This window comes from Dietzia sp. NPDC055340, assembly GCF_053645335.1.
The window spans coordinates 141,259-165,958 of the sequence record NZ_JBSHML010000005.1; the positions used below are offsets into that span (position 1 = coordinate 141,259).

Here is a 24,700-nt window from a genome sequence, read left to right on the forward strand (position 1 = left end):
GGAAACGTGCTCCCGGGGCGTCAATGCGGAGCATCTTCGGCGAACGACGCCGCGAGGTTCGCAGCACCGGCACGATCCAGCTTCCCGACCCGCGACTGCGGCAGTGACTCCACCGAGATCACGAACTCCGGCCACTTGAATTTGGGGAAGTCCGCCGCGTCGAGTTCCCGCCGGATCTCCTCCAGCCCCGGGGCCTGACCGTCCGGCACCACAAGCGCCGCGGCCCTCTCCCCCAGAACGGGATCCGGGACGGGGACCACGCACACCTGATGGACCCCCGGGATCCCGGCCAACGCCGCCTCGACCTCGTTGATGTCGATGTTGCGGCCGCCGCGGATGATGAGATCCTTCTCCCGACCGCGGATGCTCACGCAGCCGTCGTCGAAGATCACGGCGCGGTCGCCCGTCGCGAGGAAGCCGTCGGGGGTGACGTCCGGTGCGACGGGCAGACCTCCGCGCGCATAGCCGAGGAAGACCGACGGCCCCTTGACCTGGAGCGAGCCGACCTCACCCGGGCCGAGCACGCGGCCGTCCCCGTCGACCACCCTGGAGACGGTCCCGGGGAACGGCCGGCCGTCGCGCGCGAGACGCACCTCCACGCCGTCGTCCAGGAGCGGGGTGGTGTGCCCGAGCGCCTCGGACATCCCGAACACCCGCAGGAACGTGGTGCCGAGCCTGAGTTCCGCCGACCGCAGGGAGTTCTCGTTCATGGGTCCGCCGCCGACTGTCATGGCCTTCATCGCCGACAGGGCGCCGTCGGCCCCGTCGACGAGCGTGAGCTGCAGTGCCATGGTCGGCACGAGCATCGTCCACGCGACCGCGTTGTCGCGCAGCACGGCGACGGCGCGCTCGGGGTTCCACTTCGCGTCGGCCACCATGGCCCCACCGAGCATCGTGGGCAGGTACATCCCGAAGCAGATGGCGGCGGCTGACGACAGCGGCACGAGCGCACCGATCGCGTCACCCGGCTCCAGTCCCACCGCGTCGATCGTCGACTGACCGGCGTACCGCAGTGCGTCCTCGGTCTGGATGACGCACTTGGGGCGACCGGTCGAGCCGGAGGTCATGGCGGCCACCACGCCGCCCTTCCAGTGTTCGACGCCCCGGGTCCGCCCGTCCGCCGGTCCGTGGACCTCCCAGCCGGCCAGGGCCTGACCCGAGAGGACGAACCCGTGCCCTTCCAGACCCCACACCTGTCCGAGCGGTCCGTCGGCCACCACGACGTCGGGCCGGAGGTCCGCCATCGCGATGTCGAACTCCGACCTGGTGGCGTGCCCGCTCATCACCGCGAGCAGTCCGCCGGTCAGTCCTACCGCGACGGCCGCGGCGACGGTGCGCCACGAGTTGTCCGCGCGGACCAGCACCGTGGCGGGGCCGTCGGTCGCCGCCTCCAGTACCGTCGCGAGCTCGCGGGCGGCCCGGACCACCTCGGTGATCGTGTGCGTGCCCTCGCCGTCGACCACAGCGATGGCGTCCGGGGTTCGGGTTGCACGTTCGGTGACGTCCCTGGCCAGCTGCTTCATGGTCGCGTTCTCCTTGGGTGTGTGAAAGGTGTGGGTGGGGTGTGAGGCCGGCGATCGGGTCCGAGTGGGCGGGGGTGACCTCTCAGGGGACGACGACGAGGCGGCCGTCCGCCCGGCCGTGGCGCAGATCCTCGTAGGCGTCCAGGACCTCATCCAGGCTCCGCGTCTCCACGACGGCGGACAGCGTCCCGGCCGCGGCGAGGTCCACGACGTCCTGCAGGTGCCGGTGCGGGCCCCAGAAGGGGGCCTCGACGCGCCACCCGCGGGGCAGTGAGCCCTTCTTGTCGACGTTCAGGTGCCCGCCGGCCGAGCCCACCACGACCAGGGTGGCCCCGCTGGCCATGAGTCCGTCGGCGGCATCCAGAGTCTGTCCCGCGCCGACGAAGTCCAGGACGAGGTCGGCGCCGGTGTCGCCGGACACCTCGGACACCAGTGCCGCGGCCTCGGCGACCGAGGCCACCGCGTGGTCCGCGCCGAGGCGCAGCCCGAGTTCCCGGGCGGTCCCGCGGGGGACCACGCCGATGATCACCGCGGGCGCGCGGTCGGCGAGCACCTGCACCGCGAGGTGGCCGAGGCCCCCGATCCCGACACCCCGGCTGCGGCCGCCGATCCCATCCCCTTCATCGCGCCGTCCACCCGCCGTCGACCGTGAGGACGTGCCCGGTGACGTAGCTCGAGGCGTCGGAGGCGAGGAACAGCACCGCGCCGTCCACCTCACCCGCCCGGCCGCCCCGGCCGAGCATCGAGTTGCGTCGCACCCAGCCGGCCGACTTGTCGTTGGTGAACAGGCCGTCGGTCATCTCCGTGTCGAACCAACCCGGCACCACGGCGTTGACCCGGACACCCCGCCGGCCCCACTGGCCCGCGAGCTCGCGGGTGGTGCCGATGACCGCGGATTTGCTCGCCGCGTACCCGGCGCCACCGATCGGGGCGGTCGAGACCAGGCCGACCACCGAGGAGATGTTGACGATCGACATGCCCCGGTCCTCGGGCAGGGCGTTGACCGCGGCCACCGAGAGATGGAATCCGGAGGTGAGGTTGACCCGGAGGATGTCGTCGAACTCCTCGGCGCTCTCGGTCAGTGCGTCCGGGGGCCCGGGGCGTCCGGCGTTGTTCACCAGGATGTCGACACCGCCGTCGATCTCGGTGGCGACCGCGATCAGTCGCTCTCGATCGGCGGGCACGGTGATGTCGCACTCGACCGGGACGAGGCCCGGCAGATCGGCCGCGAGCGAGGCCAGCCGGTCAGCCCGCCGGGCCGCCGCCACGACGGTCGCGCCCGCGGCGGCGAGGGTGCGGGCGAACCCGTCCCCCAGTCCGGAGGACGCTCCCGTCACCACGGCCACGCGTCCGGACAGGTCGAACATTTCCGCGGGCGTGGGCATCAGTAGACCGCCGTCCGTCCGCCGTCGACGGGGATGATCGCGCCGGTCGTGTACCCCGCCTGATCCGAGGCCAGGTGGACGACCATACCCGCGAGCTCCCGCGGATCGCCGAGCCGCCCGGCGGGCAGCCGGTTCACGACCAGTCCCAGGAACTCCTCGTCCCAGTCCGCCGCCATGTCCGAGGCGAATGCACCGGGCATGATGCAGTTGACCCGGACGGTCGGTGCGTATTCCTGGGCGAACGCCCGGGTCAGGGCGTTGAGTCCGTTCTTGGCGGCCGCGTACGTGGCCTCCTGCGGGCTCGGACGCTCGGCGCCGATGCTCGAGATGTTTATGATCGAGCCGCCGCCGCCCTTGACCATCCGGTCGCCGGCTACGGCCATCAGTCGGAACGGTCCCTTGAGATTGACGTCGAGGGTCTTGGCGAACAGGCCCTCGGAGACCTCGAGCGAGGTCGGGGCCAGCGGCGCGATGCCGGCGTTGTTCACCACCACGTCGATCGACCCGTGTCGGGCGACGATCGCGTCCACGGCGCGCTCGATCGCGTCCCAGTCACCCACGTGCAGGGCGAGTGGGTGGGCCGGGATCCCGGTGGCCTCGGTGATCTCCTCGGCGACCGCCGCACACTGGTCCGCCTTACGGCTCGAGACGATGACCGTCGCGCCGGCCTCCGAGAGGGCCAGCGCCGTGGCCTTCCCCAGCCCACGGGTGGCACCGGTGACCAGGGCCACCTTGCCGTCGAGTAGTCGGGGTGAGGTGCTCATCGCTCGCTCTCCTTCGAGGGGGTGTACTTCTTCAACTCCAGCCGGGCCATCGTGCGCAGGTGGACCTCGGACGGGCCGTCCGCGATCTGCAACGCCCGGGTCAGGGAGTAGAAGCGCCCGAGAACGTTGTCGTCGCTGACACCGGCGGCACCGTAGGTCTGCACCGCGCGGTCGACGACCCGGTGGGCGGTCTCCATCGCGCTGATCTTGATCGCGGCCACATCCGACCGGGCCGCGGCGTTGCCTTGGGTGTCCATGAGCCAGGCGGCCTTGAAGGTGATGAGCCGGATCTGGTCGATCTCGATACGGCTGCGGGCGATCCACTCACGGATGACACCGCGCCTGGCGAGCGGCTCGCCGAAGGCGACCCGGTCGGTGGCGCGCTGGCACAGCATCTCCAGTGCCCGCTCGGCGATACCGATGGCGCGCATCGCGTAGTGCATCCGGCCGGGGCCGAGCCGGCCCTGGGCGATGGCGAACCCGCCGCCCTCCTCACCGAGCATGTTCGTCACCGGGACGCGGACGTTCTCGAAGAGGACCTCGCCGTGGCCGAGGCGGTCGTGGTAGCCGAGCATCGGCAGGTCGCGCACGACGGTCACGCCTTCGGCGCCCATCGGGACGAGGATCATCGACTGCTGGCGGTAGGTGGACTCGTTCGGGTCCGATTTGCCCATCACGATCATGAGTTTGCAGTCGGGGTCCAGCACTCCGGAGGCGTACCACTTGCGTCCGTTGATCACGTACTCGTCGCCGTCACGGATGATGCTGGTGGAGATGTTCGTGGCGTCCGAACTGGCGACGTCCGGCTCGGTCATGGCGAACGCCGACCTGATCTCGCAGCGCAGCAGTGGTTCGAGCCACTGCTTCTTCTGCTCCTCCGTGCCGTACAGCGCGAGGATCTCCATGTTCCCGGTGTCGGGGGCGGAACAGTTGATCGCCTCGTTGCCGATGAGCGAACGGCCGACGATCTCGGCCAGCGGGGCGTACTCGAGATTCGTCAGCCCGGCCCCGAGGTCGCCGTGCGCCATGAAGAGGTTCCACAGGCCCTGCTCGCGGGCAGTCTTCTGGAGGTCCCGCATCACTCGGGGCTGCTCGTGGGGGTTGTCGTTCTCGGCGATCTGCCGGTCGTACACCTGTTCGGCCGGGTACACGTGTTCATCCATGAACACCTGAAGCTTCTCGGCGAGCTCCGCCGTGCGCGGGGAAAACGCGAAGTCCATGATCTGTCTCGTTTCTGAAGGTGTCGCGTCAGGCCAGGCGTTCGATGCCGGTGACGATGAGTCGGTTGATCGTGTCAGGCAGCTGCTCTTGGGCCGGATCGTGATGCCGACCCTCGCGGTGACGTCGCAGGTTGTGGCCCATGATCGCGGCCATCTTGAACCGGCCGAGCGCGTCGAACCAGGTGAAGTCGGTGAGCGGGCCGGCCGCGGTGCTGTAGATGTCGATCAGTTCCTCGGCGGTGGGCAGGCCCTCCACCACCCGGCCGACTCCCGGGAAGTTGGTCCCGTCGGCGAACACCAGGAACCATCCGAGTTCGACGCGGGGGTCGCCCGGGCTCCAGATCTCCCAGTCGATGAGGGCTGCAGGCTCGGTGCCGTCGGACAGGATGTTGCCCAGGCGGAAGTCCCCGTGCACGAGGACGGGATCCACCGCGTCGGGGACCCGGGCGGCCAGCAGCGACTCGAACCGCTCGGCGTCGGGCACCAGCTCCGGCGGGACCGCCGCCATCGTGCGCGCCCAGCGCTTGAGCTCAGCCGTCGGCGAGAGCACCTCACCGTCGACGGGCAGCGAGTCCAGCGCCACGCCGTGCAGGACCGGGAGGATCTCGGCGGCACGTCCCATCCGCGCGGCGGCCAACGAGGGCTCGACCGCGGGGTCGTCCAGGACCGGCTCGAGTGACTCGCCGCGGACCAGGTCCATGGCAAACCAGGCCGGTTCGGACTCGTCGGTCGCGCGGATGCCGGGAACGGGTACGTCCGTGTCCGCGAGGGCGGTCATGATGCGGGCCTGGCGCAGCATGTCGTGGCGCCCGATCGCCTTCTGGCCCGGGGGCACGGATTTGACGACGAACTCCTCGTCGGCGCCGGCGATCCGATAGGTCAGCCCCGAGTGCCCGCCGAGCATCGGCTCAAGGGTGCCGAACGGCCCGGCCACGCCGGCCGCCCCGAGTCCGGCGACGACGCGCTCACGCAGCAGTGCCTCGTGGGTAGTGTCGGCGGTGGTCATGTCCTCGGCTCCCTGGGTAGGCCGAGCACACGCTCGGCGAGGATATTTCGTTGGATCTCGTCGGTGCCACCGGCGATTCGGTAGCCGGGGGCGCCGAGCACGTGCTCGGTCCACGCCCAGGTCCCCCACCTGTCCCCCCGAAGGGTGAGCTCGGGGCCGAGCAGGGCGCGCACGGTCTCCGAGGTGCGGGCCATGGTGTCGGTCGCGAGCAGCTTGCCGACGGATGCCTCCGGCCCGGGCTCGCGCCCCGCGACGACCGCGGCCGCCACGCGCATCCCCACCAGCCTCTGCACGAAGCTTCGGCAGACGAGGTCGGCGACCTGGTCCCGCTCGAGTGCGTCGAGATCTCGCCCGAGGTTCCTCGCGAGCTCGACGGCCCGGTCGGCGTTGTCGAGTCCGAGATTGCCCGAGTCGAGACGCTCGGCCGCCAGTACGGTGAGCGCGACGTTCCAGCCCTCACCCACCGGACCGAGGCGGTACCGGTCATCCAGCTCGACCCCGTCGATCATCACCTCGTTGAAAGAGGAGCCACCGGTCATCTGGCGGATGGGCCGCACCGTGATCCCCGGGGTGTCCAGCGGGATGATGAAGACCGTCAGCCCCTGGTGTTTGGGCACGTCCGGGTCGGTCCGGCACACGGCCACGCCGTAGTCGGACACCGGCGCTCCCGACGTCCACACCTTGGCACCGTTGAGGATCCACTTGTCGCCGGACCTCACGGCCCGGGTGCGTACCGCCGCGAGGTCCGAGCCGGCCTCGGTCTCAGAGAACAGCTGGCAGGCGATGAGGTCGGTGCGCAGCATCGCACGCACGTACCCGGCGCGCTGCTCCTCGGTCCCCCACTGTGCGATGGTCGGGGCGATGAGCTGCTGCGTGACCGGGAACATCTCGGTGCGCTGCGGCAGGTCGTACTCGGCCTCGAGCCGGCGGAACGCCAGGTCGAACGCGATCGGCAGGTCCCGGCCGCCGTACTCGGCGCCCCAGGTCAGCGCTCCATACCCGGCATCGAACTTGGCCTTCTCGTAGTCTCGGCGTCGATCGGTCTCGACCCGCTCCTGCTCCGGGGTCCAGTTCTCGAACACCACCACGGCGTCGGATCCCTCACCCCACGGGCGGGACTGCCGCGGGGAGGCCACGGTCTCCAGCCACCCGCGGGCCGAGTCGATGAAGTCCGCCAGCCCGGCGGGCTGCTGCGGGTTCTGCTCGGTCATCGCCGGCCCCCTTCCAGGACGGTGCAGGCGCTGATCCCGGGCGCGCCGTAGACGTGGGTGAACCCGAGTCGAGGGTCACCGGGGACCTGCCGGTCACCGGCCTCGCCGCGGAGTTGCGTGACGATCTCGTGGACCTGTCGCAGCCCCGAGGCGCCGATCGGCTCACCGTTGGCCAGACAGCCACCGTCGGTGTTGACGGGCAGCCGTCCCCCGATCTCGGTGTCGCCGCGCTCGAGCATGAACTCCTGTTCGCCGTCCTCGCAGAAGCCGCACTCCGACATGTGCATAATCTCCGCGCCCGACTCTGTGTCCTGGAGTTGGGCCACATCGATGTCCGCCGGGGCGACGCCCGCGGTCTCGAAGGCCCGGCGCGCGACCTCGGTGCTGACGCTGCTCGGCTCGCCCTCGCCCTGCACTGCCGGGGAGAACACCTCGAACGACCCGAACGGGCGGGTCCCGGTAGACACGGCACGCACGGCGACGGCGCGGCCGCCCATGCGGGCCGCCACGGCCTCGGAGGCCAGCAGGATCGCCGCGCCGCCCTCGCCGGGGTTGCAGAACATGAACTGGGTCAGAGGATCGTTGACCATCGGCGAACCGCCGATCTCCTCGATGGTTTTGGGGTCGCGACGCCACGCGTTTGGGTTGAGCTGGCCGTTGCGGTAGGCCTTCTCCGCGACCCGGGCCAGCGTCGTATCGGAGATCCCATGCGCGGCCATGTAGCGGGTGATCTTCATCGCGAAGAACTGTGTGGTGACCATCAGACCGTGGGTGCCGTACCCCTCGGACAGTCCCCACTCCTCGGCCCGGGGGTCGAAGGCGCCGCGCGGGTGCTTGTCGAAGCCCACGGCCAGCGCCACCTCGGCCGCGCCGGAGCGGATCGCGTTGATCGCGGAGACCAGGGCACTGCCACCGGTGGCGCACCCGTTCTTGACGTTGGTGAACGGAATCCCGGTCAGACCCAGGTCGGCAACGAGGGTGTCCGCCAGTCCCGATCCGTCGCTACCACCGAACGCGATCTGCACGTCGGACCACGTCAGGTCCGCGTCCGCGAGGGCGGTCCGGATCGCGGTGACGGCCATCTGTCGGCCGGTGACCCCGTCCTGGCGTCCGAACCTCGACAGTCCGGCACCGACGATGAACACATCCGACATCAGTTCTCCTCGGGGGTGGCCGCCGACATCGCAAAGCGCGGCACAGGATGGGACTCGACCAGCACGACCTCGCTGCCGATGAGTTCGGCCGGCGAGTCGCCGTCGAGGAGGGCCTCGACCTTGACGCCCTCGGGGAGTTCGACATATCCCACGGCGAACGGGTGGAACCCGTCGGCCGGCGGGACATAGGGGGGCGATTTGGGCGGGAACCGCTGGATCGTGGCGGTCCACACCGTGCCGGTGCTGGAGAGCGGGATCTCGGTCGTGTCGGATCCGCCGCAGCGCTGACAGCTCACGGACGCGGGAAACGCCACGGTCCCACAGTGATCGCACCGGCTCCCCCGCAACCGCGGCGAGAGGGTCTGGTCCTGGTTCATCCGTAGCACTCCTTGTTCTGTGGGGTTTCCCGCTCCGTCAACCGTCAGATCACTTGCCGATCCACTTCGGCTCGCGCTTCTCGAGGAATGCCTGGACGCCTTCCTTGCCGTCAGCTGACTGCAGCGAGTTGCCCACCGCGAAATGCTCCATGATCATGAGCGACTTGATGTCGGCGTCCAGACCCTGGTTCACTGCCATCTTGGTCAGCTTCATCATGAACGGGCTCTTGTCCGTGAGCTCCGCGATGAAGTCCTCGACGCACTCGTCCAGCTTGTCGGCCGGGGCCGAGTCGTTGATGAGGTCGAAGTCCTTGGCCTCCTTGCCCGACAGCAGCTTGCCGGTGAGCATGAGCTCCTTGGTCTTGCGCAGGCCGATCATCCGCGGGAGGCGGTAGATCGGGCCGGCGCCGCCGAACAGGGCGCGACGGATGTGGAAGTCGCCGATCTTCGCGTCGTCCGCGGCGATCGCGAAGTCGCACGAGATCATGAGCTCGAAGCCACCGGCGGTGACGAAGCCCTCGAGAACGGCGACGGACGGGGTGTTCATCGAGTAGAGGCGGTCACACACCTGGGCCGAGAGCACGCCGACGTCCATGGCGTTGGTGGTGCCGACGAAGTCGCCGAGCAGCTCGTTGAGGTCGAAGCCCGAGCAGAACTGGTTCTGCACGCCGCGGAGCACGAGGACCCGGAGGTCGGGGTCTGCGTCGACCTCCTTGATGATCTCGTCCAGGCGGTGGAGGAGCTCCACCGTCACAGCGTTCTTGACGTGCGGGCGGTTCAGCCAGACGCGGGCGACAGGGCCGTCCTTCTCCAACAGCACGTGATCGGTCTGCACCATGATCGTTCCTTTCGATGTTTCTTGAATTGGATTCAGTTCATGTCTACAGGGCCAAGAATGGTTGGTCAACCCCGATCTTGAACTTGGTTCGATTAAGTCTGCAGACAGGCCGGACGCCCGGCTCAGGACGCGACCAGGACCCTGTCCAGCGAGTAGGCCCTGAAGCTCTCCGACCGGAAGCTGATGACCACCCCTCGCCCACCTGAGCGCGTCGCAGCCACCCCCTACACGATGGAGGAGCAGTCGCTGCGCAACCCCGTAACCTTGGCGCCGTTCGCGTTGGTACGCGCGGCGGCGGTGGGCCCGGCCATTCCGGCCCCGCGAACGAGCAGGTCGGCAGTGTTGTCCATAGACACTCCCAGATTCGGATCGGCGACGTCCCCCAATCGAGTTATGCGATTCACGCTAGCACCGATTTGAACTCGGTTCGGGCAAATGTGGCGAAGGATCTTGCGGATTCGACGGCATCCCGGCGTCGGCACGGGCCCGCACCGGGTCACCGCCTGACAACGGCCCGGAACTCTGGACCGCTGACGCTCGTGGCACACCCATGGACGCGTTCCCGCAGAGCTGATTCCGGCACAGTCAGTCGCCCGCGCTCCTGCTCCAGGAACTCGGCCACGTCGGCCACCCGGTAGGTCTCGGTGTACTCCCCCGGCAGGTCGACCGAGGATTCCAACCGCCAGTCGCGACCGCCCAGGCGCAACCGTGAGCGCCTGAGATCCCTCATCGCGAGATGGAACTGGGCGCGGTCGTCGTCGTCGACCCGATAGATGTAGCGCACCTCCACGGGACCACCACCCGCGGCGCCACCCCCACCGACCTCGGCCACATCGGCGGTGAGCACGGGCTCGATCCCGGACTCCGCACCGAGTCCAATGAACCTCAGGGACAGCGCGCTGACCGCGAGCATCATCGCGGCGATCGCGAGCGCCCCCTGCAGCCCGATCTCATCGGTGAGCGCGCCCCACACCAGTGCGCCCACCGCCTGCGTCCCCTGGAATGCCAGGAGGATCACGGCGATGAGACGCGGGCGGATCCAGTCCGGGAAGAACTGGTGCCCCATGCTCATCCACGTGCTCTGCACGCTCACCCAGGCCGAGCCGGCGAAGAACACCGCCACCCCCACCACGACGGGCGAGGTGGAGGTGGCCAGGATGAGCAACGCGAGGCCGTACGTCGTCGCGCCGAGTGCCGCGAAGGTCCGGACCCGCAGGCGCCGCCGGAGTCCACCCAGGGCGAACGCCGCGACGACGGCGCCCGCCCCGACCAACGCCATGAGCACGCCGAACCCGTCGGAGTTCATGGCCAAGCGGTCGTAGGCCACGAGCGAGATCAGGGCCCACAGTGCGCTGGACGGTATGCCGAAGAGCACGAGCTGGACCAGCAGCCGGGTGGTCCAGGCGGAGTAGGCGACGAACCGCAGCGCCCCGACCAGCTCGGGCAGGATCGGCCGACGTGGGTTCGTGCGATCGGGCGAGCTGCGCTCCGACCGGACCAGCAACACCGCGCAGACCGTCGCGAGGGAGGACACGAGTGCGAAGGTCCACGCCGCGCCGACCAGGCCCAGACCGATGCCGGCGATGAGCGGGCCGAGGGCGCGCGCGACGTTGAACACGGCGCCGTCCACCACCGCGGCCGCGGGGATGTCCTCCCTCTCGACAGTCTCCGGCAGCAGCGACTGCCACGGGACACCCACCAGTACAAGGGCAGAGCCGACCAGCAGCACGGACAGCACCATGGCGAACGCCTGGTCGCGGCCGACGGCGGTGAGCACGCACGCCGCGGCGGCCGCGATGGCCGATGTGGTGGTGGCCCCCGCCATGAGTTTCTTGCGGGAGGCGTAACCGGCGACCACCCCGGCGGGCATCGACAGAAGGATGAACGGCACGGCCATCGCGGCGGGCGCCAACGAGATCACCAGCGCGGACTCACCGCGCTCGGTGAGCACCCACTGGACCGCCACGACGTGGATCCACACCGCGATCGCGTTGATCAACTGCACGGTGACCAGGGCCCGGAACACGCGGTTGCGGAGCACGGAGTTCGACCCCGACCCGCCGCCGGACGCCCGCCCGGGCCCGGCGTTCACCAGGTGTCCCAGTGGATGAACTCCGCGGCGGGCGGTCGCCACGCCGGCTTGAACCTCTCGCCGGTGTGGTGGGCGACGGGGATCATGCAGACCTGCTCGACGGCCTCCGGATCGATGCCCACGATCTCGGCGACGTCGGCCTCGCGTCCCAGCGTCATTCCCGTCCAGCAGGTTCCGAGCCCCCGCAGCCGTGCCGCGAGCATGAAGTTCCAGACTGTGGGATACACGGTGGCCAGGCGGTGTTCGGCGGCGAGCAGGTCCCCGTCCGCGAGCCGCGGCGTCAGGCACGGGATGACGATCGCCGGCACCCGGTCCATCACCCCGGCCAGGTGCTCTGCCGAGTCGCGGGTGCGCCGACTCTGTGCGGCGTGCTTGCCGTCGGAATCGACGCGTTTGAAGAGCCCGACCTCGCTGCCGCGGTAGAAGCCGTCGAATTCCTCGCGGTAGATCGTGCCGAGCCGCGCGTTCTTCTCGCGGTCGCGCACCACCATGAACTCGGTGCGCATGAGGTTCGAGCCCTGCGGCGCCTGCAGTGCGTCGGCGACGCACGCCTCGAGGAGCTCAGGCGCGACCGGACGCTCGAGGTCCAGGCGCAGTCGCACCGCACGAGTGGTGGTGATGAGCTCGTGCGCCGAGACCTCCGGTCGCACGGAAGTGGGGTCGCCGACAGTGGACACGTCAGACCCCCGCCAGCTGGGCGATCTCTTGGCGTGCGGCACGCCCGCCGCCGAATGCGCCCTCGTCGCCGAGCATGCGACGCAGGTAGAAATGCGCGGAGTGCTCCCAGGTGAAGCCGATGCCGCCGTGGAGCTGGATGGCCTCATAGGCACTGCGGGTGGCGGCGTCCGCGCAGACGGCGGACGCCACGGCAACTGCCATCTCGGCGTCCTCCGCGCCCTCCTCGTCGAGGATGGCCATCGCGTACAGGGCGGCGGCGCGGGCGCGCTCGCGGTCCACGAGCATGTCGGACAGGCGGTGTTTGATGGCCTGGAACGAGCCGATCGCCCGACCGAATTGCTGACGCTGTCGCACGTACTCGACGGTGGCCTCGACCAGCCGCGATGCGATGCCCGCGTGCTCGGCGGCGAGCGAGGCGCCCTGGATCCGACGGAGCTCGGCGAGTACCTGCGCGGACCGGCCGGGGCCCACGAGGATTCGGGCGGGCGCGCCGTCGAGCGCCAGGTCCGCGCGCCGGCGGGTGAGGTCCACGACCTCACGGGGCGTGGCGGGCACCTGGGCGAGATCGATCACCGCGAGCACGGTGTCGGTGCCGGAGGTGGCGACGACGACGAGGTGGTCCGCCGCCGTTCCCCACAGCACTCCCTCGGCGAACCCCCGGGCGACCGTCGTCCCGTCGGCGGTCTCCAGTGCCACGGTCTGGTCCAGCGCCGTCGCCACCACGGATCCACCGGCCAGGACGCCCGCGAGCAGATCGGCCACGGCAGTCGCGTCGTCAGCGCGGGCCAGCGCCTGGCACCCCACGACGCCGCTGGCCAGGATGGGCTCCGGCAACAGGGCGGCGCCGGTCTCCTCCAGGATCACCCCGAGGTCCCCGAAGCCGAAACCGTGGCCACCGAGCGCCTCGGGGACTGCGAGCGCGGCGATCTGAAGCTCGTCGTTCAGGGTGGCCCAGCGTGCGGTCGAGTAGCCCGGGTCCGCCTCGACTGACTCGCGGATCGCCTCGTGCGAGGCGTGGCGGTCCACGAAGCCGACGATGACGGAGCGGAGCTCCTCCCGCTCCTCGGAGGGCAGGATGATCGAGGGGTCGGCTTCCGGCTGGATCGTTCGAACCTGCTGTGTCACGGAGACCTCCACCAACGCTAGTTATTGAGCTGAGTTCAGTTCATACCATCTGAACACGGCGGGGCAGATCACGCAAGGCTATTGAGAACGTGCCGGTTGCTGAACTAAGTTCGATTCATGTCCCTGAACGAATCAACTCTCGTGACCTACTACGAGCGCATCGACTCGGGCGATCTCGACGGCGGCCTGGAACTCCTGGCCGACGGAGTCGCGTTCGCCATCATCCTCCCCGGCACCGCTGTTCGCGGCGAGGACCGGCAAGGGGTACGCGAATACCTCGAGGGCCGCGGCCCCGTGGACCGCCGCCACGTCCCCACCCACGCGACGCGCGAGGGCGAGCTGGAGTTCGTCTACGGCGCCGTGGTCGAGGACGGCGTGACGATCACCGGACACTTCCTCGCCTCGGCACGGATCGGCGAGGGCGGCCTGATCACCGGCTACCAGGTCGCGTTCGACCCCGAGCTCGGCCTGGCCTCCCCCACGCTCGCCGCCTGACCCCACCTGCCCGGTTCCCGCCTGACCACTGAACGGAGCACCCCCGTGCCCAATCCCACCCGCTGCTGCACGCCTGGTTCGAGATCATGGACTCGGACGACCCCGACCGGGTCCTGAACCACCTCACCGACGACTTCGAGCTGTCCATCCAGTTCTCGAAGGGTGATTCCGCGGCCGAGTTCTACGGGGGCCGCGCCGGCCTGGTGGTCTACCTCGAGCAGCGAGAGAAGAGCGCGCTGACGCACCACATCCTCTCGGGCGCCCGCGTCGGCTATACCGAGCTCTGTCTCGGCGAGACCCGCCGAGACGGCGAGTTCGAGGCCAGCTTCAACGCCACCGCCAAGCTGGATTCAGACGACAAGGTCCGCCGGCTCCTCATCTGCCGCACGCCCAGGATCCGGTTCACCGAGTAGACAGCGGACCCGCGCAGGCCCCCAGAAGACGGAAGAAACCCCCGCAGCCTCCAGCTGCGGGGGTTTCTTCCTGACGACTCGAAGGTGGCGGAAGGTGAGTGCCTCAGCCCAGGATCTTCCAGTCCTCCAGGCCCTCGTAGAGCGGCGTGGCGGCGGCCAGAGCGCTCACGCGCTCGCGCAGGGCAGCGACGTCGGCACCCTTGCCGGACGCCAGGGCGGTTCCGATGACGTCGGCGACCTCGCGGAACTCCTCCGCGGTAAAGCCTCGGGTGGCCAGCGCCGGGGTGCCGATCCGCAGGCCGGAGGTGACCATCGGCGGGCGCGGGTCGAACGGCACGGCGTTGCGGTTGACGGTGATGCCGACCTCGTGGAGAAGGTCCTCGGCCTGCTGGCCGTCGAGCTCGGAGTCGCGCAGGTCCACCAGCACGAGGTGGACGTCGGTGCCGCCCGTGAGGACCGAGACGCCGGCGTCCTTGCAGTCCTGCCGGGTGAGCCGCTCGGCGAGGATCTGGGCGCCCTCGATGGTGCGCTGCTGACGCTCCCGGAACTGCTCGGTGCCGGCGATCTTCATGGCCGTGGCCTTGGCGGCGATCGCGTGCATGAGCGGGCCGCCCTGCTGGCCCGGGAACACGGTGGAGTTGAGCTTCTTGAACAGCTCGAGATCGTTGGTGAGGATCATGCCCGAGCGCGGCCCGCCCAGCGTCTTGTGCACTGTCGTGGACACGACGTCGGCGTGCGGCACCGGGCTCGGGTGCAGGCCCGCGGCCACCAGACCGGCGAAGTGCGCCATGTCGACCCACAGCTTGGCGCCCACCTCGTCGGCGATCTCACGGAACTTCGCGAAATCCAGCGTGCGCGGGTACGCCGACCAGCCGGCGATGATCACGTCCGGCTTCTCCGCCAACGCCATCTCGCGGACGGTGTCCATGTTTACCTGCATGGTCTCCGGGTCGACCTCGTAGGCGGCGACCTCGTAGAGCTGGCCGGAGAAATTCAGCTTCATGCCGTGGGTGAGGTGCCCGCCGTGCGCGAGCGACAGGCCCATGATCTTGGATCCCGGGGCGGCCAGGGCCATGAGCACGGCAGCGTTGGCCTGCGCGCCGGCGTGCGGCTGCACGTTGGCGTACTTCGCGCCGAAGACCTCCTTGGCGCGGTCCCGCGCGAGGTTCTCGACCACGTCGACGTGCTCGCAGCCGCCGTAGTAGCGGCGCCCCGGGTAGCCTTCGGCGTACTTGTTGGTCAGGACCGATCCCTGCGCCTGCAGTACGGAACGCGGGACGAAGTTCTCCGACGCGATCATCTCGAGCGTGTCCCGCTGACGGGCCAGCTCCCCGGCCATCGCCTCGGCGACCTCCGGATCCAGTTCGGACAGGGAGGCGGAGAACACGTCGGTGTTCGGGTCGGTCATGTTTGCTCCTCGCGCGTCGGCGTACACCGTGGACGAAATCGTGGCGGGTGACGGACCGTGTGGTCGTCGTCATCGTCGTCGTCCACCTTAGTGCCATCGACCCTCACGCCTCCTACCACGTACAGACCTGCCACAATCACGAGTTGTGAGCAGACATGCCGGCGACTACACGCCGTACGTGGAGTTCGACCGCCGAAGCTGGCGGCGGTTGCGTCGCGCCATGCCGATGGTGCTCACCGAACAGGACCTCGAAGGGCTGCGCGGCCTGGGTGAGCATCTCGACCTGGACGAGATCGCGGAGATCTACCTGCCTCTCAGCCGGCTCATCCACCTGCAGGTTTCGGCCCGGCAGCGACTGTTCCAGTCCACCAACCTGTTCCTCGGCGAGGCCTCCGACGCACCGATGCCGTTCGTGATCGGCGTGGCCGGCTCCGTCGCGGTGGGCAAGTCCACCTCCGCGCGTGTTCTGCGCGCGCTGCTCACCCGCTGGGACTCCCACCCGCGCGTCGACCTCATCACCACCGACGGCTTCCTCCACCCCAACCGCGAGCTCGAACGCCGCGGCCTCATGCACCGCAAGGGCTACCCCGAGTCCTACGACCGGCGGGCGCTGCTGCGGTTCGTCACCGAGGTCAAGTCCGGTGCGCCGCTGGTGCGTGCGCCGGTCTACTCGCACACCAAGTACGACATCGTGCCGGGCGAGCACATCGAGGTGAAGCGGCCGGACATCCTCATCGTCGAGGGTCTCAACGTGCTGCAGACCGGGCCGCGGCTCATGGTCTCTGACCTGTTCGACTTCTCGCTGTACGTCGACGCGCGTATCGAGGACATCGAGCAGTGGTACATCGAGCGCTTCCTCGAACTGCGGAGCACGTCGTTCTCCAACCCGAACTCGCATTTCGCGCATTACGCGGACCTGTCCGACCAGGCGGCCCGGCTCGCCGCGCGGGAGATCTGGACCTCGATCAACCGGCCGAACCTGGTCGAGAACATTCTGCCCACGCGGCCGCGGGCGACCCTCGTGCTGCGCAAGAACTCGGATCACTCGATTCAGCGACTGCGCCTGCGCAAGATCTGACCCTCTGCGCCGCTCCCCGACCTGACCCCACGTCGGCCCGCTCCGGCTCGAACCGACCATTGACCCAGCATTGGTCAAATGGTCCACTAGTTGAGTAACTAACCCACCAACCCGGGGAGGGCGACGCCCGTGGACGACGGCAAACCGCTCTTCGTGCAGATCGCCATACAGGTCGAGGCATCGGTCTTGGACGGCTCACTCGCGGAGGGCGAACGCGCCCCGTCGACCAACGAGCTCGCGAGCTTCCACCGCATCAACCCGGCGACCGCCGCCAGAGGCGTCAACCTCCTGGCGGACCGCGGCATCCTCGTCAAACGTAGAGGCCTCGGCATGTTTGTCGCGGACGGCGCGAGGGAGCTCCTGCGAGCCGAACGACAGCAGCGCTTCGCGGATCACTTCATCTCCCCCATGCTCGACGAGGCTCGCGCCATCGGACTGAGCCCAGAGGACGTCGTGGACCTGATCCGAAACACCTCTGACCACAGCCAGCTGAAGGAGAAGGCGTAAATGAACAACGCCATCGAAGTCCGCGACCTCACCCGCAGGCACAAGTCGGCCACGGCACTCGACTCGGTCACCGTGTCGTTCGAAGCCGGCGTCATCCACGGACTGCTGGGCCGCAACGGCGCCGGCAAGACCTCGCTCATGTCGATCGCCTCCGGGCAGGACTGGCCCACCAGCGGCTCGGTCACCGTCTTCGGTGCGCACCCACACGAGAACGAGCAGGTCCTGCCTCGAATCTGCTTTGTCCGCGAGGACCAGCGCTACATCGAGGACTCGTACGCTCGTCACGCGTTCGCCGCCGCGGCCATGGCCTTCCCGCGCTGGGACCAGCAGCTGGCCGACCGGCTGAGCAGAGAGCTCGGAGTCCCGGCCAGGACGCGGATCAAGAAGATGTCGCGAGGCCAACGTTCGGCGGTCGCGGTGATCATCGGTATCGCCTCCCGCGCCGACCTGACCTTCTTCGACGAGCCCTACATGGGCCTGGACGCCGTGGCGCGGCAACTGTTCTACGACCGGCTCCTCGAGGACTACGCCGAGCATCCGCGCACGATCGTGCTGTCCTCGCACCTGATCGACGAGATCGCCCACCTCATCGAGAACGTGGTCCTCATCGACCGGGGACGCATCATGCTCGACGAGCAGGTCGACGCGCTCCGCGGCCGGGCCGTGACGCTGATCGGCGCCGCCGACACCGTCCGGGAGCTGACCGACTTCCGCCAGGTCCTCCACACCGAGTCGTTGGGGCGCCTTACCAGGTCGACGGTGTTGGGGGCGCTCGAGGAGCACGAGGAGCAGCGGGCCCGCGCCCGGGGCGTCGAGGTGCTTCCGGTGTCACTGCAACAGCTCATCGTCCACCTGACCTCGGGAGACGTCGGTGGAAGGCGCGACGAGGGTCCGGCTACCGCCCCGGATCCGACGACGACAACCTCACCCCGCAACCGGAACTCGGAGGTCGCATCATGACCGCCCTCTCTGTCGACGCAAGCGTTGTCGCCCGACACCGGCCCACCACGTGGGCGACACGCATCCCGGCCGCGTTCCGGCTGCAGTTCATCGTCCCCACCAATCTGATCATCGTGCCGGCGATGGTGTTCCTGCTGGTCTGGGCGGTGTCCATCGGGATCACCGTGTGGATCCACGCGGCGGCCGGTGACCGTGTCGCCTCTGCGGAACCGATGTACGGCGGCGCGTCGCAGGCGGCGGTGTGGACGCTGGGCTTCATGGCCGCCTACACCGTCACCCAGACGTTGCCGTTCGCGATGGCGCTGAGCTTCAGCCGCCGGACATTCGTAGTGGGCTCCTACCTGGCATTCATGGCGGTCTCGGTCGGATTCGGTGCGGCCTACACGCTGGCCGCCTGGATCGAGAGGGTGACGAACGGCTTCGGCATCCACGCCTACCAGTTTGACACCCCGTTCATGACGAGCACCAACGGCCTCGTCGGCGGGGGCGCCCTGGCCGCGGCGATCGCACTGACGGTGATGACCGTGACCTTCATGTTCGCCGCGGTGTTCCGCCGCATCTCGGTTCTGACCTTCTGGACCCTCCTGGTCGCCCTCGCCGCGGTGCTCGGCGTGCTGATCTTGTTGATCGTGCAGAACGTCGGGTGGTCCGGCCTCGGCGGCTGGTTCCTGCGGCAGACCGCTCTTACCGGGTCGGCGTACCTACTCGGAGTCTCCCTGGTGGCCGGGGCGTTCGGGTACCTGGTCCTACGCAGGGACACGCCCGTCAGTTGACGGCCCACTCCGGGGCGACGTGGGCCGCCCGCCTCCGCCGCTGCAGAGGCGGGCGGACCATCTCATCGTCAGCACGCCGCCCGGCGATACTTACTAAACTGAATTCATGACAGTTCTGTGCACGATCCTTACGCCGGCTCCCGGGATGTCGACGGCGATTCCGAGCACTCCACGAACAGGCTCGCCGACCAGTTCTGGTGGCCCAGATGCCTCGAGTTCTCGTCACGGTCGGCGTGGACCGACGTGATCGCCTCGGATCACGTCGATCGCGCCGTCCTCGCATCGTGTGAACGACTGCGCTGATCCACCAGCGACAACAGCGGGGCGACCCGGACCATGTTCAGGTCCGGGTCGCCCCTCGCGGATGACGCTCACGCGGATCCGGTCACCCCGGCAGCGTCCGTTCGGGCCAGAGGAACTCGAGCTTCACGCGGGAGATGAGCCATCTCCCGTCGACCTTCTTGTACTCATCCTGGTAGATGCCCAGGTAGAACAGCGGGTTCGCGTGACCGCCCCCGGAGGTCATCACACCCTGGCGGGTGAGGTACTCGATCAGGTACCAGCGGCCCTTCGCCGTGTTCTCACCGATCAGTTCGATCCACGGGTTGGTGACCGCATGGATAGCGCTGTATGGCGCTCCGACCTGCTCGGCCACCGCCGCATAGTTCGCGCGGATGGTCTCCCGGCCCACCCAGTCACCGCCGTACTCCTGACTGAACTCGCAGACCGCGTCCTCGGCGAAGATCGAGGCGAGCCCGTCCAGGTCCTGGGAGTCGAAGTAGGCCGAATACGCCAGCCGCAGGTTCTTGATCTCTTCGATCGCGAGCAGCTCGTCGAGCTTGCCGAGGCGACGATCGTTGTCGTCGTCAGACATCGTCGTCACGCCCCCTTACGTGCGCCGGTCGTGACCACGTCGGCCTGCTCGACCACGGAATCCGGGATCGACATCGACGGGTCGACCGAGATGGTCTTGGGGATCAGGTAGCCCTCGAGGCCGGCCACCCCGTGCTCACGGCCGATCCCCGATTCCTTGAACCCACCGAACGGCGAGTTGAAATCCGCCGAGAACGAGTTGACCGAGAACGTGCCGGTCCGCACCCGACGCGCGAGCCGGAAACCGCGCTCTACATCCGTGGTGTAGACCGAGCCGGCGAGACCGTATCGACTGTCGTTGGCGATCCGGACCGCGTCGTCCTCATCGGTGTACCTGAGCACCGCGACGACCGGGCCGAACACCTCCTCCTGGGCGATCTCCATGTCGGGGGTGACATCGACCAGGAGGGTCGGCTCCACGTACCACCCCTTGTCCAACCCCTCCGGGATGCGGCCGCCGAACGCCACCTTCGCGCCCTGTTCCACGGCCCGGTGGATCATCCCCAGTACGTGCTCACGATGGGCTTCGGTGATCAGCGGGCCCATGTCGGTGCCCTCGGCGTGCGGGTCACCGACCTTGATGTCCGCCATGGCTGTCACCAGCCGCTCCACCAGCTCGTCGTGACGCGCCTCCGAGACGAGGAAGCGGCTCTGGCACACGCAGCTCTGGCCGCTGCTCGGGATCACGCTGACACCCAGGAGCGTCGGGACGGTGGTCTCGAGGTCGGCGTCGTCGAGGACGATCGCGGCGGACTTCCCACCGAGTTCTAGGACGACCGGGCGGATGAGCGATCCGCACTCGCGACCGATGTGGGAGCCGACTGTCGTGGACCCGGTGAAGCTCACCATGTCCACGTCCGGGTGCGAGACCAGATACGCGGACTCCTCGGGCCCAGCTGCGACGACGTTGATGACGCCGGGCGGGAACCCGACGTCGTGGACCAGCTGCGCCAGGGCGAACACCGCGAGCGGGTCGGGCTCAGGCACCTTGACCACCACGGTGCAGCCTGCCACGATCGCCGGCGCGACCTTCTGCGAGGTCCCGGGCATGGTGAAGTTGTACGCGACCATTGTTGCCACCACACCGACGGGCTCCTTGACCACGAGCGCCTGCGTCTCGTAGGGCATGATCATGCCGCCGGCGGACCCCCCGGCGAGCGGGCCGAGATCAGCCGTACGGACCTCCTCAAACGGGTAGTTACGGCCGACTTCCGCGTTGTAGTTCCAATGCAGGGTCGGCGCGACGGCCTGGTACACGTCGGCGAGCATCCGGGTGCAACCCAGCTCGTCGACGAGCAGTTCCGCCATCTCGTCCTTGACCTCGTAGAGACGCGACGCGAGGGCTTCACACAATTCCGCGCGTTCCGCAACCGGGCGAGTGGCCCAGTCGGTCTCGTAGAACGCGCGATGGGCCGCCTCGACAGCGGCATCGATGTCCGTCCGGGTCGCGCGCGGAACCTCGCCGATCGGCTCACCCGTGGACGGGGACACGACAGTGAACTTCTCGGTCGACTCCGTCGGCCGCCACTGCCCGTCGATGTAGAACTCGCTATAGCTCCTGGGGAGCATCGATCCTCCTGAATACGTGTGTACTTGGGTGAAGCCGGGGCGATGACCGCTCACGCCTCTACAGATCCAGCACCAGCCGGGGGCAGGCAGCGCGGGAGACGCAGATCATCATGGTTTCCTGCGACTCCTGCTCCTCGGGGGACAGCACGACATCGCGGTGCTCAGCGGTGCCCTCGAGGATCGGCGTCTCACATGAGCCGCACGTTCCCTCGGTGCATGAGGTCGGCACGTAGACGCCGGCCTCGGTGACCACCTCGAGGATCGTCTGGTCCTTCGAGACCTGGACCGTGACCCCGGTCTGGGCGAGCTCCACCTCGAACCCGGTGTCCTCGGACGTGTCGACCTCGATCGCGGTGAACCGCTCGATGTTCAGTGCGCCGGCCGGCCAGGACTCACAGTGCGCCTCGACCGCGGCCAGGAGCGGCTCGGGGCCACAGCTGTAGATCAGCGTTCCCTCCTCGACGGTACCGAGGAGTCCGTCGAGGTCGATCAACCCGTTGGTTTCCTGCGGCCAGATCGTGACCCGGTCCCCCAGGTCACGCAACTCGTCGACGTAGCCCATGGTCGACTCGCTCCGGCCACCGTAGATGAAACGCCATTCGGCACCGGCAGCCTCCACCGCGCGCATCATGGGGATCAGCGGGGTGACGCCGATCCCGCCCGCGATGAACAGGTAACGCGGCGACTCGTGCAGCGGGAAGTGGTTACGCGGCCCCTTCAACTCGACCGCGGAACCGGCCCGGAGCTCGGAGTGGATGCGGCGAGACCCGCCCCTGCCCTCCTGCTCGCGGAGCACCGCGACCCGGAGCGTCTTCCGGTCGGACGGGTCTCCGCACAGTGAGTACTGCCGTATCGCGCCGTCGTCGAGGACGATGTCCACGTGGGCGCCCGGTTCCCACCGGGGCAGGTCGCCGCCGTCGGCCGCGCGGAAGACCAGCTCGATGACGCCGTCCGCGATCTCGCGCCGGCTGTCGACGATCGCGTTGATCGTCTCGTCACCGGTTGCGTTCTCGCCCAGGTCGACGATCTCTGTACGCAGGGGATCGGAAACCATGGTCATTGCTTCCTCAGGATTCCCGCACGATCGAGATGGCGGATTCCGGGCACGCCCGGACCAGCCGACGTGCGGTTTCAGGGGACATCTCGGGAGCGTCGTCGCGGACCACGCCGCGTCCCCGGTCGTCCTCAGCGATGTACTCGGGTTCCAGCGTGTAACAACGCGCATGGCCCACACAGAATTCGTGATCGATCTTGACCTTCATGGTGTGTCCTTTCTGAGGATGCGTCGTCCGGCCTCAGCGGGCAGCCGCGGCAGGGGTGATCTCGTCGACGGTGACCACGAACTCGGTGAGACCGCGGGTCGGCATCGAGTGGGTGTCGATCGTCTGATCCGGCGCGAGGGCGATGCCCGGCATCCGGGTCAGCACCGAGGTGAACGCCACCCGGAGGAAGATCCGGGCCAGGTTGGACCCGAGGCAACGGTGAATTCCTGCACCGAAGGAGACGTGACGCTTGTTCTCCCGGTGCACGTCCCAGGAATCGGCGTTGGGGAATACCGCCTCGTCACGGTTGGCCGAACCCGGGAGGTTCCAGATCTTGTCGCCGGGCTCGAGGTCGTAGCCGTTGAGGGTCGTCTCCTTGGTGACGGTCCGCTGCATGAGCGTCACGTTGACGAACAGGCGCAGCGCCTCCTCGATGGCCTCGTCGAGCAGGGACATGTCGTCCTGCAGCTCCTTGAGGTCGTCGGGGTGGGTGGCCATGTGGTGGATCGTCCCGCTCAACACGGTGCCGGTGGACTCGAGGCCACCCAGAGTCAGGGCGATCATGATCTTAATGAGATCCGCATCCTCGGGAACCTCGCCCCCGGGCCGGCAATTGGCCAACACTGTGACGATGTCGTCGTCCCCCCGGGGATTCTCCCGGCGCTCCTGGAGGATCTCCAGGAGGGCGGCACTGAGGCTTGCGAAGGCGTCGACCGCCCGCTCGGGGACGATGAGTGCGTCCTGCGCCCACTCCGAGAACTGGAGGATCCTGTCGCTGTCGGCGGGAACGCCGAGAATCGCCGCGAAGATCGCACGGGCCTGCATGGGCCGGACGAACTCATCCATGACCTTGAAGCTCGTACGGCCTTCGAGTCCGCTGAGCAGGTCGTCGGCGATGCCCTCGATCAACTCGGAGTGCGCTTCCATCTTCTTGAGCGTCATCAGCGGCTCGATGATCTGGCGCCACTCGCTGTGCACCGGTGGGTCGGTGTCGAGCGGGATGAACACAGGGGTGTCATTGGGATCGTCGTAGCGACGGTCGGCCAGATGTGACGCCGCGCGCCCGGACTGGAAGGTCCGCCAATCACGCTGGATCTTCCACAGATCCTTGTATCGGGTCACCAGCGGCACCGTGGTGTTGCCCTGCTTGTGGAACGCGAGATCGTGTTCCTCGCGGAGGTGCTTGAGGATCTCGAGGTTGTTCTCGTTGTACTCATCGGACCACATGTCGACGAAGGGGCACTTCGGCTGGTCGGCTACAACCGAGTTCGGATCGGGCATTTTCTTACCCATGGGGGTCTCCTGGTGCGTGAGGGGTGACGTTGCCAGTGCTCTCGGGCTCTGCAGAGTGTCAGGACTTGAGCCCCGCGGGGAGCAGGTCGGACTCGCCGGCCTCCACCAGGGAGCCGCCGAGAGCGGTGAAGAGCTTGATCGAGTCGTAGTACTCGACGAAACGGGCCACCTTGCCGTCGCGGATGACGAATCGGGAGATGTACTCATTGGCATACCGGGCACCGCTGCGAAGCGTCATGTCGCTCTTGTAGGTGGCGATCACGACGTCCGGGTCGCTAGCGAGCGTGTCCAGGGTCATGTCGTGCAGGTTCTCGGACCCGTCGATCATGTGGTCTCGCGCCTGGCCCAGGACCTCCATGTAGGCGTCCCGGCCGGCGGTCTCGCGCTCGAACGTCGGCGGACGGAACGGGAGCTCGAAGACGACGTCCTCGGTCGACAGCTCGCGCATGGTCTCGATGTCCCACTTGTTCAGTGCATCGGTGTAGGCACGCACCAGGTCCAGGTTCCTGCTCCGCTGATCATCGGTCATCGTGCACCCCTCCTAGGGCTTGAACTGAAGTCGATTAGGGATCACTGTAACCACTGTCACACAGTGGCGCAAGCCACATGGGCCAAATACTTGGAAATCCTCGCAACCGTATTCGGCCGGACCGTTTCCGCTGGCCAGCGGAACCCACGCCGATACGCAGACGGGGC

The 24,700-nt window shown here is 68.4% G+C and carries 28 protein-coding genes; 7 read left to right on the forward strand and 21 right to left on the reverse strand.

Annotation, left to right across the window (positions count from 1 at the left end):
* Positions 1–20: 20 nt before the first annotated feature.
* The 14 genes from ACWIFB_RS05145 to ACWIFB_RS05210 all read right to left on the reverse strand — a co-directional run bounded on the left by ACWIFB_RS05145 (position 21) and on the right by ACWIFB_RS05210 (position 13,373).
* Positions 21–1,523: a class I adenylate-forming enzyme family protein gene (locus tag ACWIFB_RS05145; protein ID WP_454057535.1), complete on the reverse strand. Its 1,503-nt coding sequence runs from the start codon at positions 1,521–1,523 to the stop codon at positions 21–23.
* A gap of 82 nt (positions 1,524–1,605) precedes the next feature.
* The gene (locus tag ACWIFB_RS05150; RefSeq protein WP_454057536.1) at positions 1,606–2,241 is read right to left on the reverse strand and encodes a zinc-binding dehydrogenase; all 636 of its coding nucleotides are present in this window, start codon (positions 2,239–2,241) and stop codon (positions 1,606–1,608) included.
* The gene (locus tag ACWIFB_RS05155; RefSeq protein ID WP_454057537.1) at positions 2,144–2,908 is read right to left on the reverse strand and encodes an SDR family NAD(P)-dependent oxidoreductase; all 765 of its coding nucleotides are present in this window, start codon (positions 2,906–2,908) and stop codon (positions 2,144–2,146) included. Before ACWIFB_RS05155 ends, ACWIFB_RS05150 begins: the two co-directional genes overlap by 98 nt.
* Positions 2,908–3,672, reverse strand: a complete 765-nt coding sequence (locus tag ACWIFB_RS05160; RefSeq protein WP_454057538.1) for an SDR family NAD(P)-dependent oxidoreductase — start codon at positions 3,670–3,672, stop codon at positions 2,908–2,910. Before ACWIFB_RS05160 ends, ACWIFB_RS05155 begins: the two co-directional genes overlap by 1 nt.
* A complete protein-coding gene (locus ACWIFB_RS05165) occupies positions 3,669–4,892 on the reverse strand; it encodes an acyl-CoA dehydrogenase family protein (protein ID WP_454057539.1) in 1,224 nt (407 codons plus the stop codon). Before ACWIFB_RS05165 ends, ACWIFB_RS05160 begins: the two co-directional genes overlap by 4 nt.
* A 28-nt stretch (positions 4,893–4,920) precedes the next feature.
* Complete coding sequence (locus ACWIFB_RS05170) at positions 4,921–5,898, reverse strand: phosphotransferase family protein (protein ID WP_454057540.1); 978 nt, start codon at positions 5,896–5,898, stop codon at positions 4,921–4,923.
* On the reverse strand, positions 5,895–7,109 hold the full coding sequence (locus ACWIFB_RS05175; protein WP_454057541.1) for an acyl-CoA dehydrogenase family protein: 1,215 nt from the start codon (positions 7,107–7,109) through the stop codon (positions 5,895–5,897). Before ACWIFB_RS05175 ends, ACWIFB_RS05170 begins: the two co-directional genes overlap by 4 nt.
* Positions 7,106–8,263, reverse strand: coding sequence for a thiolase family protein (locus tag ACWIFB_RS05180; RefSeq protein ID WP_454057542.1), 1,158 nt, complete (start codon positions 8,261–8,263; stop codon positions 7,106–7,108). The genes ACWIFB_RS05175 and ACWIFB_RS05180 overlap by 4 nt, the downstream gene beginning before the upstream one ends.
* On the reverse strand, positions 8,263–8,640 hold the full coding sequence (locus ACWIFB_RS05185) for a Zn-ribbon domain-containing OB-fold protein (RefSeq protein WP_454057543.1): 378 nt from the start codon (positions 8,638–8,640) through the stop codon (positions 8,263–8,265). The genes ACWIFB_RS05180 and ACWIFB_RS05185 overlap by 1 nt, the downstream gene beginning before the upstream one ends.
* A 49-nt stretch (positions 8,641–8,689) precedes the next feature.
* Positions 8,690–9,478: an enoyl-CoA hydratase/isomerase family protein gene (locus ACWIFB_RS05190; RefSeq protein WP_454057544.1), complete on the reverse strand. Its 789-nt coding sequence runs from the start codon at positions 9,476–9,478 to the stop codon at positions 8,690–8,692.
* A gap of 224 nt (positions 9,479–9,702) precedes the next feature.
* Positions 9,703–9,828, reverse strand: a complete 126-nt coding sequence (locus tag ACWIFB_RS05195; RefSeq protein ID WP_454057545.1) for a hypothetical protein — start codon at positions 9,826–9,828, stop codon at positions 9,703–9,705.
* A gap of 146 nt (positions 9,829–9,974) precedes the next feature.
* Positions 9,975–11,570 carry an MFS transporter gene (locus tag ACWIFB_RS05200; RefSeq protein WP_454057546.1) on the reverse strand — a complete coding sequence of 532 codons (1,596 nt, stop codon included), beginning with the start codon at positions 11,568–11,570 and terminating at the stop codon, positions 9,975–9,977.
* Positions 11,567–12,247 carry a nitroreductase family protein gene (locus ACWIFB_RS05205; RefSeq protein ID WP_454057547.1) on the reverse strand — a complete coding sequence of 227 codons (681 nt, stop codon included), beginning with the start codon at positions 12,245–12,247 and terminating at the stop codon, positions 11,567–11,569. The genes ACWIFB_RS05200 and ACWIFB_RS05205 overlap by 4 nt, the downstream gene beginning before the upstream one ends.
* 1 nt (position 12,248) lies before the next feature.
* Positions 12,249–13,373 carry an acyl-CoA dehydrogenase family protein gene (locus ACWIFB_RS05210; protein WP_454057548.1) on the reverse strand — a complete coding sequence of 375 codons (1,125 nt, stop codon included), beginning with the start codon at positions 13,371–13,373 and terminating at the stop codon, positions 12,249–12,251.
* 117 nt (positions 13,374–13,490) lie between these two features.
* Between ACWIFB_RS05210 and ACWIFB_RS05215 the strand changes: the two genes are divergently transcribed.
* On the forward strand, positions 13,491–13,868 hold the full coding sequence (locus ACWIFB_RS05215; protein ID WP_454057549.1) for a nuclear transport factor 2 family protein: 378 nt from the start codon (positions 13,491–13,493) through the stop codon (positions 13,866–13,868).
* Positions 13,869–13,954: 86 nt separating this feature from the next.
* The gene (locus ACWIFB_RS05220; RefSeq protein ID WP_454057550.1) at positions 13,955–14,281 is read left to right on the forward strand and encodes a hypothetical protein; all 327 of its coding nucleotides are present in this window, start codon (positions 13,955–13,957) and stop codon (positions 14,279–14,281) included.
* 103 nt (positions 14,282–14,384) lie between these two features.
* On the opposite strand, the gene glyA is transcribed toward ACWIFB_RS05220, so the two are convergent.
* A complete protein-coding gene (gene glyA / locus ACWIFB_RS05225) occupies positions 14,385–15,689 on the reverse strand; it encodes a serine hydroxymethyltransferase (protein ID WP_454057551.1) in 1,305 nt (434 codons plus the stop codon).
* Between the two features lie 145 nt (positions 15,690–15,834).
* On the opposite strand from glyA, the gene coaA reads away from it, so the two are divergent.
* From coaA to ACWIFB_RS05250, 5 genes are all read left to right on the forward strand, one after another.
* Complete coding sequence (coaA, locus tag ACWIFB_RS05230; RefSeq protein ID WP_230930668.1) at positions 15,835–16,767, forward strand: type I pantothenate kinase; 933 nt, start codon at positions 15,835–15,837, stop codon at positions 16,765–16,767.
* A gap of 129 nt (positions 16,768–16,896) precedes the next feature.
* Entirely contained in the window at positions 16,897–17,274 is a 378-nt protein-coding gene (locus tag ACWIFB_RS05235) for a GntR family transcriptional regulator (protein ID WP_454057552.1), read from the forward strand.
* Complete coding sequence (locus ACWIFB_RS05240) at positions 17,275–18,234, forward strand: ATP-binding cassette domain-containing protein (protein ID WP_454057553.1); 960 nt, start codon at positions 17,275–17,277, stop codon at positions 18,232–18,234.
* Positions 18,231–19,007: a hypothetical protein gene (locus ACWIFB_RS05245; protein ID WP_454057554.1), complete on the forward strand. Its 777-nt coding sequence runs from the start codon at positions 18,231–18,233 to the stop codon at positions 19,005–19,007. The genes ACWIFB_RS05240 and ACWIFB_RS05245 overlap by 4 nt, the downstream gene beginning before the upstream one ends.
* Before the next feature lie 117 nt (positions 19,008–19,124).
* Positions 19,125–19,310 carry a hypothetical protein gene (locus ACWIFB_RS05250; RefSeq protein ID WP_454057555.1) on the forward strand — a complete coding sequence of 62 codons (186 nt, stop codon included), beginning with the start codon at positions 19,125–19,127 and terminating at the stop codon, positions 19,308–19,310.
* A gap of 82 nt (positions 19,311–19,392) precedes the next feature.
* Here the strand turns inward: ACWIFB_RS05250 and ACWIFB_RS05255 are convergent, their stop codons facing one another.
* Genes ACWIFB_RS05255 through ACWIFB_RS05280 form a run of 6 tightly spaced genes read right to left on the reverse strand, consistent with a single transcriptional unit; the run spans position 19,393 to position 24,533 of the window.
* Complete coding sequence (locus tag ACWIFB_RS05255; protein WP_454057592.1) at positions 19,393–19,881, reverse strand: nuclear transport factor 2 family protein; 489 nt, start codon at positions 19,879–19,881, stop codon at positions 19,393–19,395.
* Between the two features lie 5 nt (positions 19,882–19,886).
* On the reverse strand, positions 19,887–21,449 hold the full coding sequence (locus ACWIFB_RS05260) for an aldehyde dehydrogenase (protein ID WP_454057556.1): 1,563 nt from the start codon (positions 21,447–21,449) through the stop codon (positions 19,887–19,889).
* Positions 21,450–21,507: 58 nt separating this feature from the next.
* Entirely contained in the window at positions 21,508–22,503 is a 996-nt protein-coding gene (locus ACWIFB_RS05265; protein WP_454057557.1) for a PDR/VanB family oxidoreductase, read from the reverse strand.
* A gap of 13 nt (positions 22,504–22,516) precedes the next feature.
* A complete protein-coding gene (locus tag ACWIFB_RS05270; RefSeq protein WP_454057558.1) occupies positions 22,517–22,711 on the reverse strand; it encodes a ferredoxin in 195 nt (64 codons plus the stop codon).
* A 33-nt stretch (positions 22,712–22,744) separates the two neighbouring features.
* Positions 22,745–24,004, reverse strand: a complete 1,260-nt coding sequence (locus ACWIFB_RS05275; RefSeq protein WP_454057559.1) for a cytochrome P450 — start codon at positions 24,002–24,004, stop codon at positions 22,745–22,747.
* A gap of 58 nt (positions 24,005–24,062) precedes the next feature.
* Positions 24,063–24,533 (reverse strand): nuclear transport factor 2 family protein, encoded by a 471-nt coding sequence (locus ACWIFB_RS05280; RefSeq protein ID WP_344995948.1) that lies wholly within the window; start codon positions 24,531–24,533, stop codon positions 24,063–24,065.
* Positions 24,534–24,700 lie beyond the last annotated feature (167 nt).

Excerpts from the sequence above, each read along its gene's own strand:
- ACWIFB_RS05220 (WP_454057550.1), top strand. The coding sequence starts at position 13,955 with ATGGACTCGGACGACCCCGACCGGGTCCTGAACCACCTCACCGACGAC.
- ACWIFB_RS05190 (WP_454057544.1), bottom strand. The coding sequence starts at position 9,478 with ATGGTGCAGACCGATCACGTGCTGTTGGAGAAGGACGGCCCTGTCGCC.
- ACWIFB_RS05260 (WP_454057556.1), bottom strand. The coding sequence starts at position 21,449 with ATGCTCCCCAGGAGCTATAGCGAGTTCTACATCGACGGGCAGTGGCGG.
- ACWIFB_RS05275 (WP_454057559.1), bottom strand. The coding sequence starts at position 24,004 with ATGGGTAAGAAAATGCCCGATCCGAACTCGGTTGTAGCCGACCAGCCG.
- ACWIFB_RS05185 (WP_454057543.1), bottom strand. The coding sequence starts at position 8,640 with ATGAACCAGGACCAGACCCTCTCGCCGCGGTTGCGGGGGAGCCGGTGC.
- glyA (WP_454057551.1), bottom strand. The coding sequence starts at position 15,689 with ATGACCGACCCGAACACCGACGTGTTCTCCGCCTCCCTGTCCGAACTG.
- ACWIFB_RS05175 (WP_454057541.1), bottom strand. The coding sequence starts at position 7,109 with ATGACCGAGCAGAACCCGCAGCAGCCCGCCGGGCTGGCGGACTTCATC.
- ACWIFB_RS05255 (WP_454057592.1), bottom strand. The coding sequence starts at position 19,881 with ATGTCTGACGACGACAACGATCGTCGCCTCGGCAAGCTCGACGAGCTG.
- ACWIFB_RS05245 (WP_454057554.1), top strand. The coding sequence starts at position 18,231 with ATGACCGCCCTCTCTGTCGACGCAAGCGTTGTCGCCCGACACCGGCCC.
- ACWIFB_RS05160 (WP_454057538.1), bottom strand. The coding sequence starts at position 3,672 with ATGAGCACCTCACCCCGACTACTCGACGGCAAGGTGGCCCTGGTCACC.
- ACWIFB_RS05195 (WP_454057545.1), bottom strand. The coding sequence starts at position 9,828 with ATGGACAACACTGCCGACCTGCTCGTTCGCGGGGCCGGAATGGCCGGG.
- ACWIFB_RS05270 (WP_454057558.1), bottom strand. The coding sequence starts at position 22,711 with ATGAAGGTCAAGATCGATCACGAATTCTGTGTGGGCCATGCGCGTTGT.
- ACWIFB_RS05165 (WP_454057539.1), bottom strand. The coding sequence starts at position 4,892 with ATGGACTTCGCGTTTTCCCCGCGCACGGCGGAGCTCGCCGAGAAGCTT.
- ACWIFB_RS05180 (WP_454057542.1), bottom strand. The coding sequence starts at position 8,263 with ATGTCGGATGTGTTCATCGTCGGTGCCGGACTGTCGAGGTTCGGACGC.
- ACWIFB_RS05280 (WP_344995948.1), bottom strand. The coding sequence starts at position 24,533 with ATGACCGATGATCAGCGGAGCAGGAACCTGGACCTGGTGCGTGCCTAC.
- ACWIFB_RS05215 (WP_454057549.1), top strand. The coding sequence starts at position 13,491 with ATGTCCCTGAACGAATCAACTCTCGTGACCTACTACGAGCGCATCGAC.
- ACWIFB_RS05170 (WP_454057540.1), bottom strand. The coding sequence starts at position 5,898 with ATGACCACCGCCGACACTACCCACGAGGCACTGCTGCGTGAGCGCGTC.
- ACWIFB_RS05155 (WP_454057537.1), bottom strand. The coding sequence starts at position 2,908 with ATGCCCACGCCCGCGGAAATGTTCGACCTGTCCGGACGCGTGGCCGTG.
- ACWIFB_RS05265 (WP_454057557.1), bottom strand. The coding sequence starts at position 22,503 with ATGGTTTCCGATCCCCTGCGTACAGAGATCGTCGACCTGGGCGAGAAC.
- ACWIFB_RS05240 (WP_454057553.1), top strand. The coding sequence starts at position 17,275 with ATGAACAACGCCATCGAAGTCCGCGACCTCACCCGCAGGCACAAGTCG.
- ACWIFB_RS05145 (WP_454057535.1), bottom strand. The coding sequence starts at position 1,523 with ATGAAGCAGCTGGCCAGGGACGTCACCGAACGTGCAACCCGAACCCCG.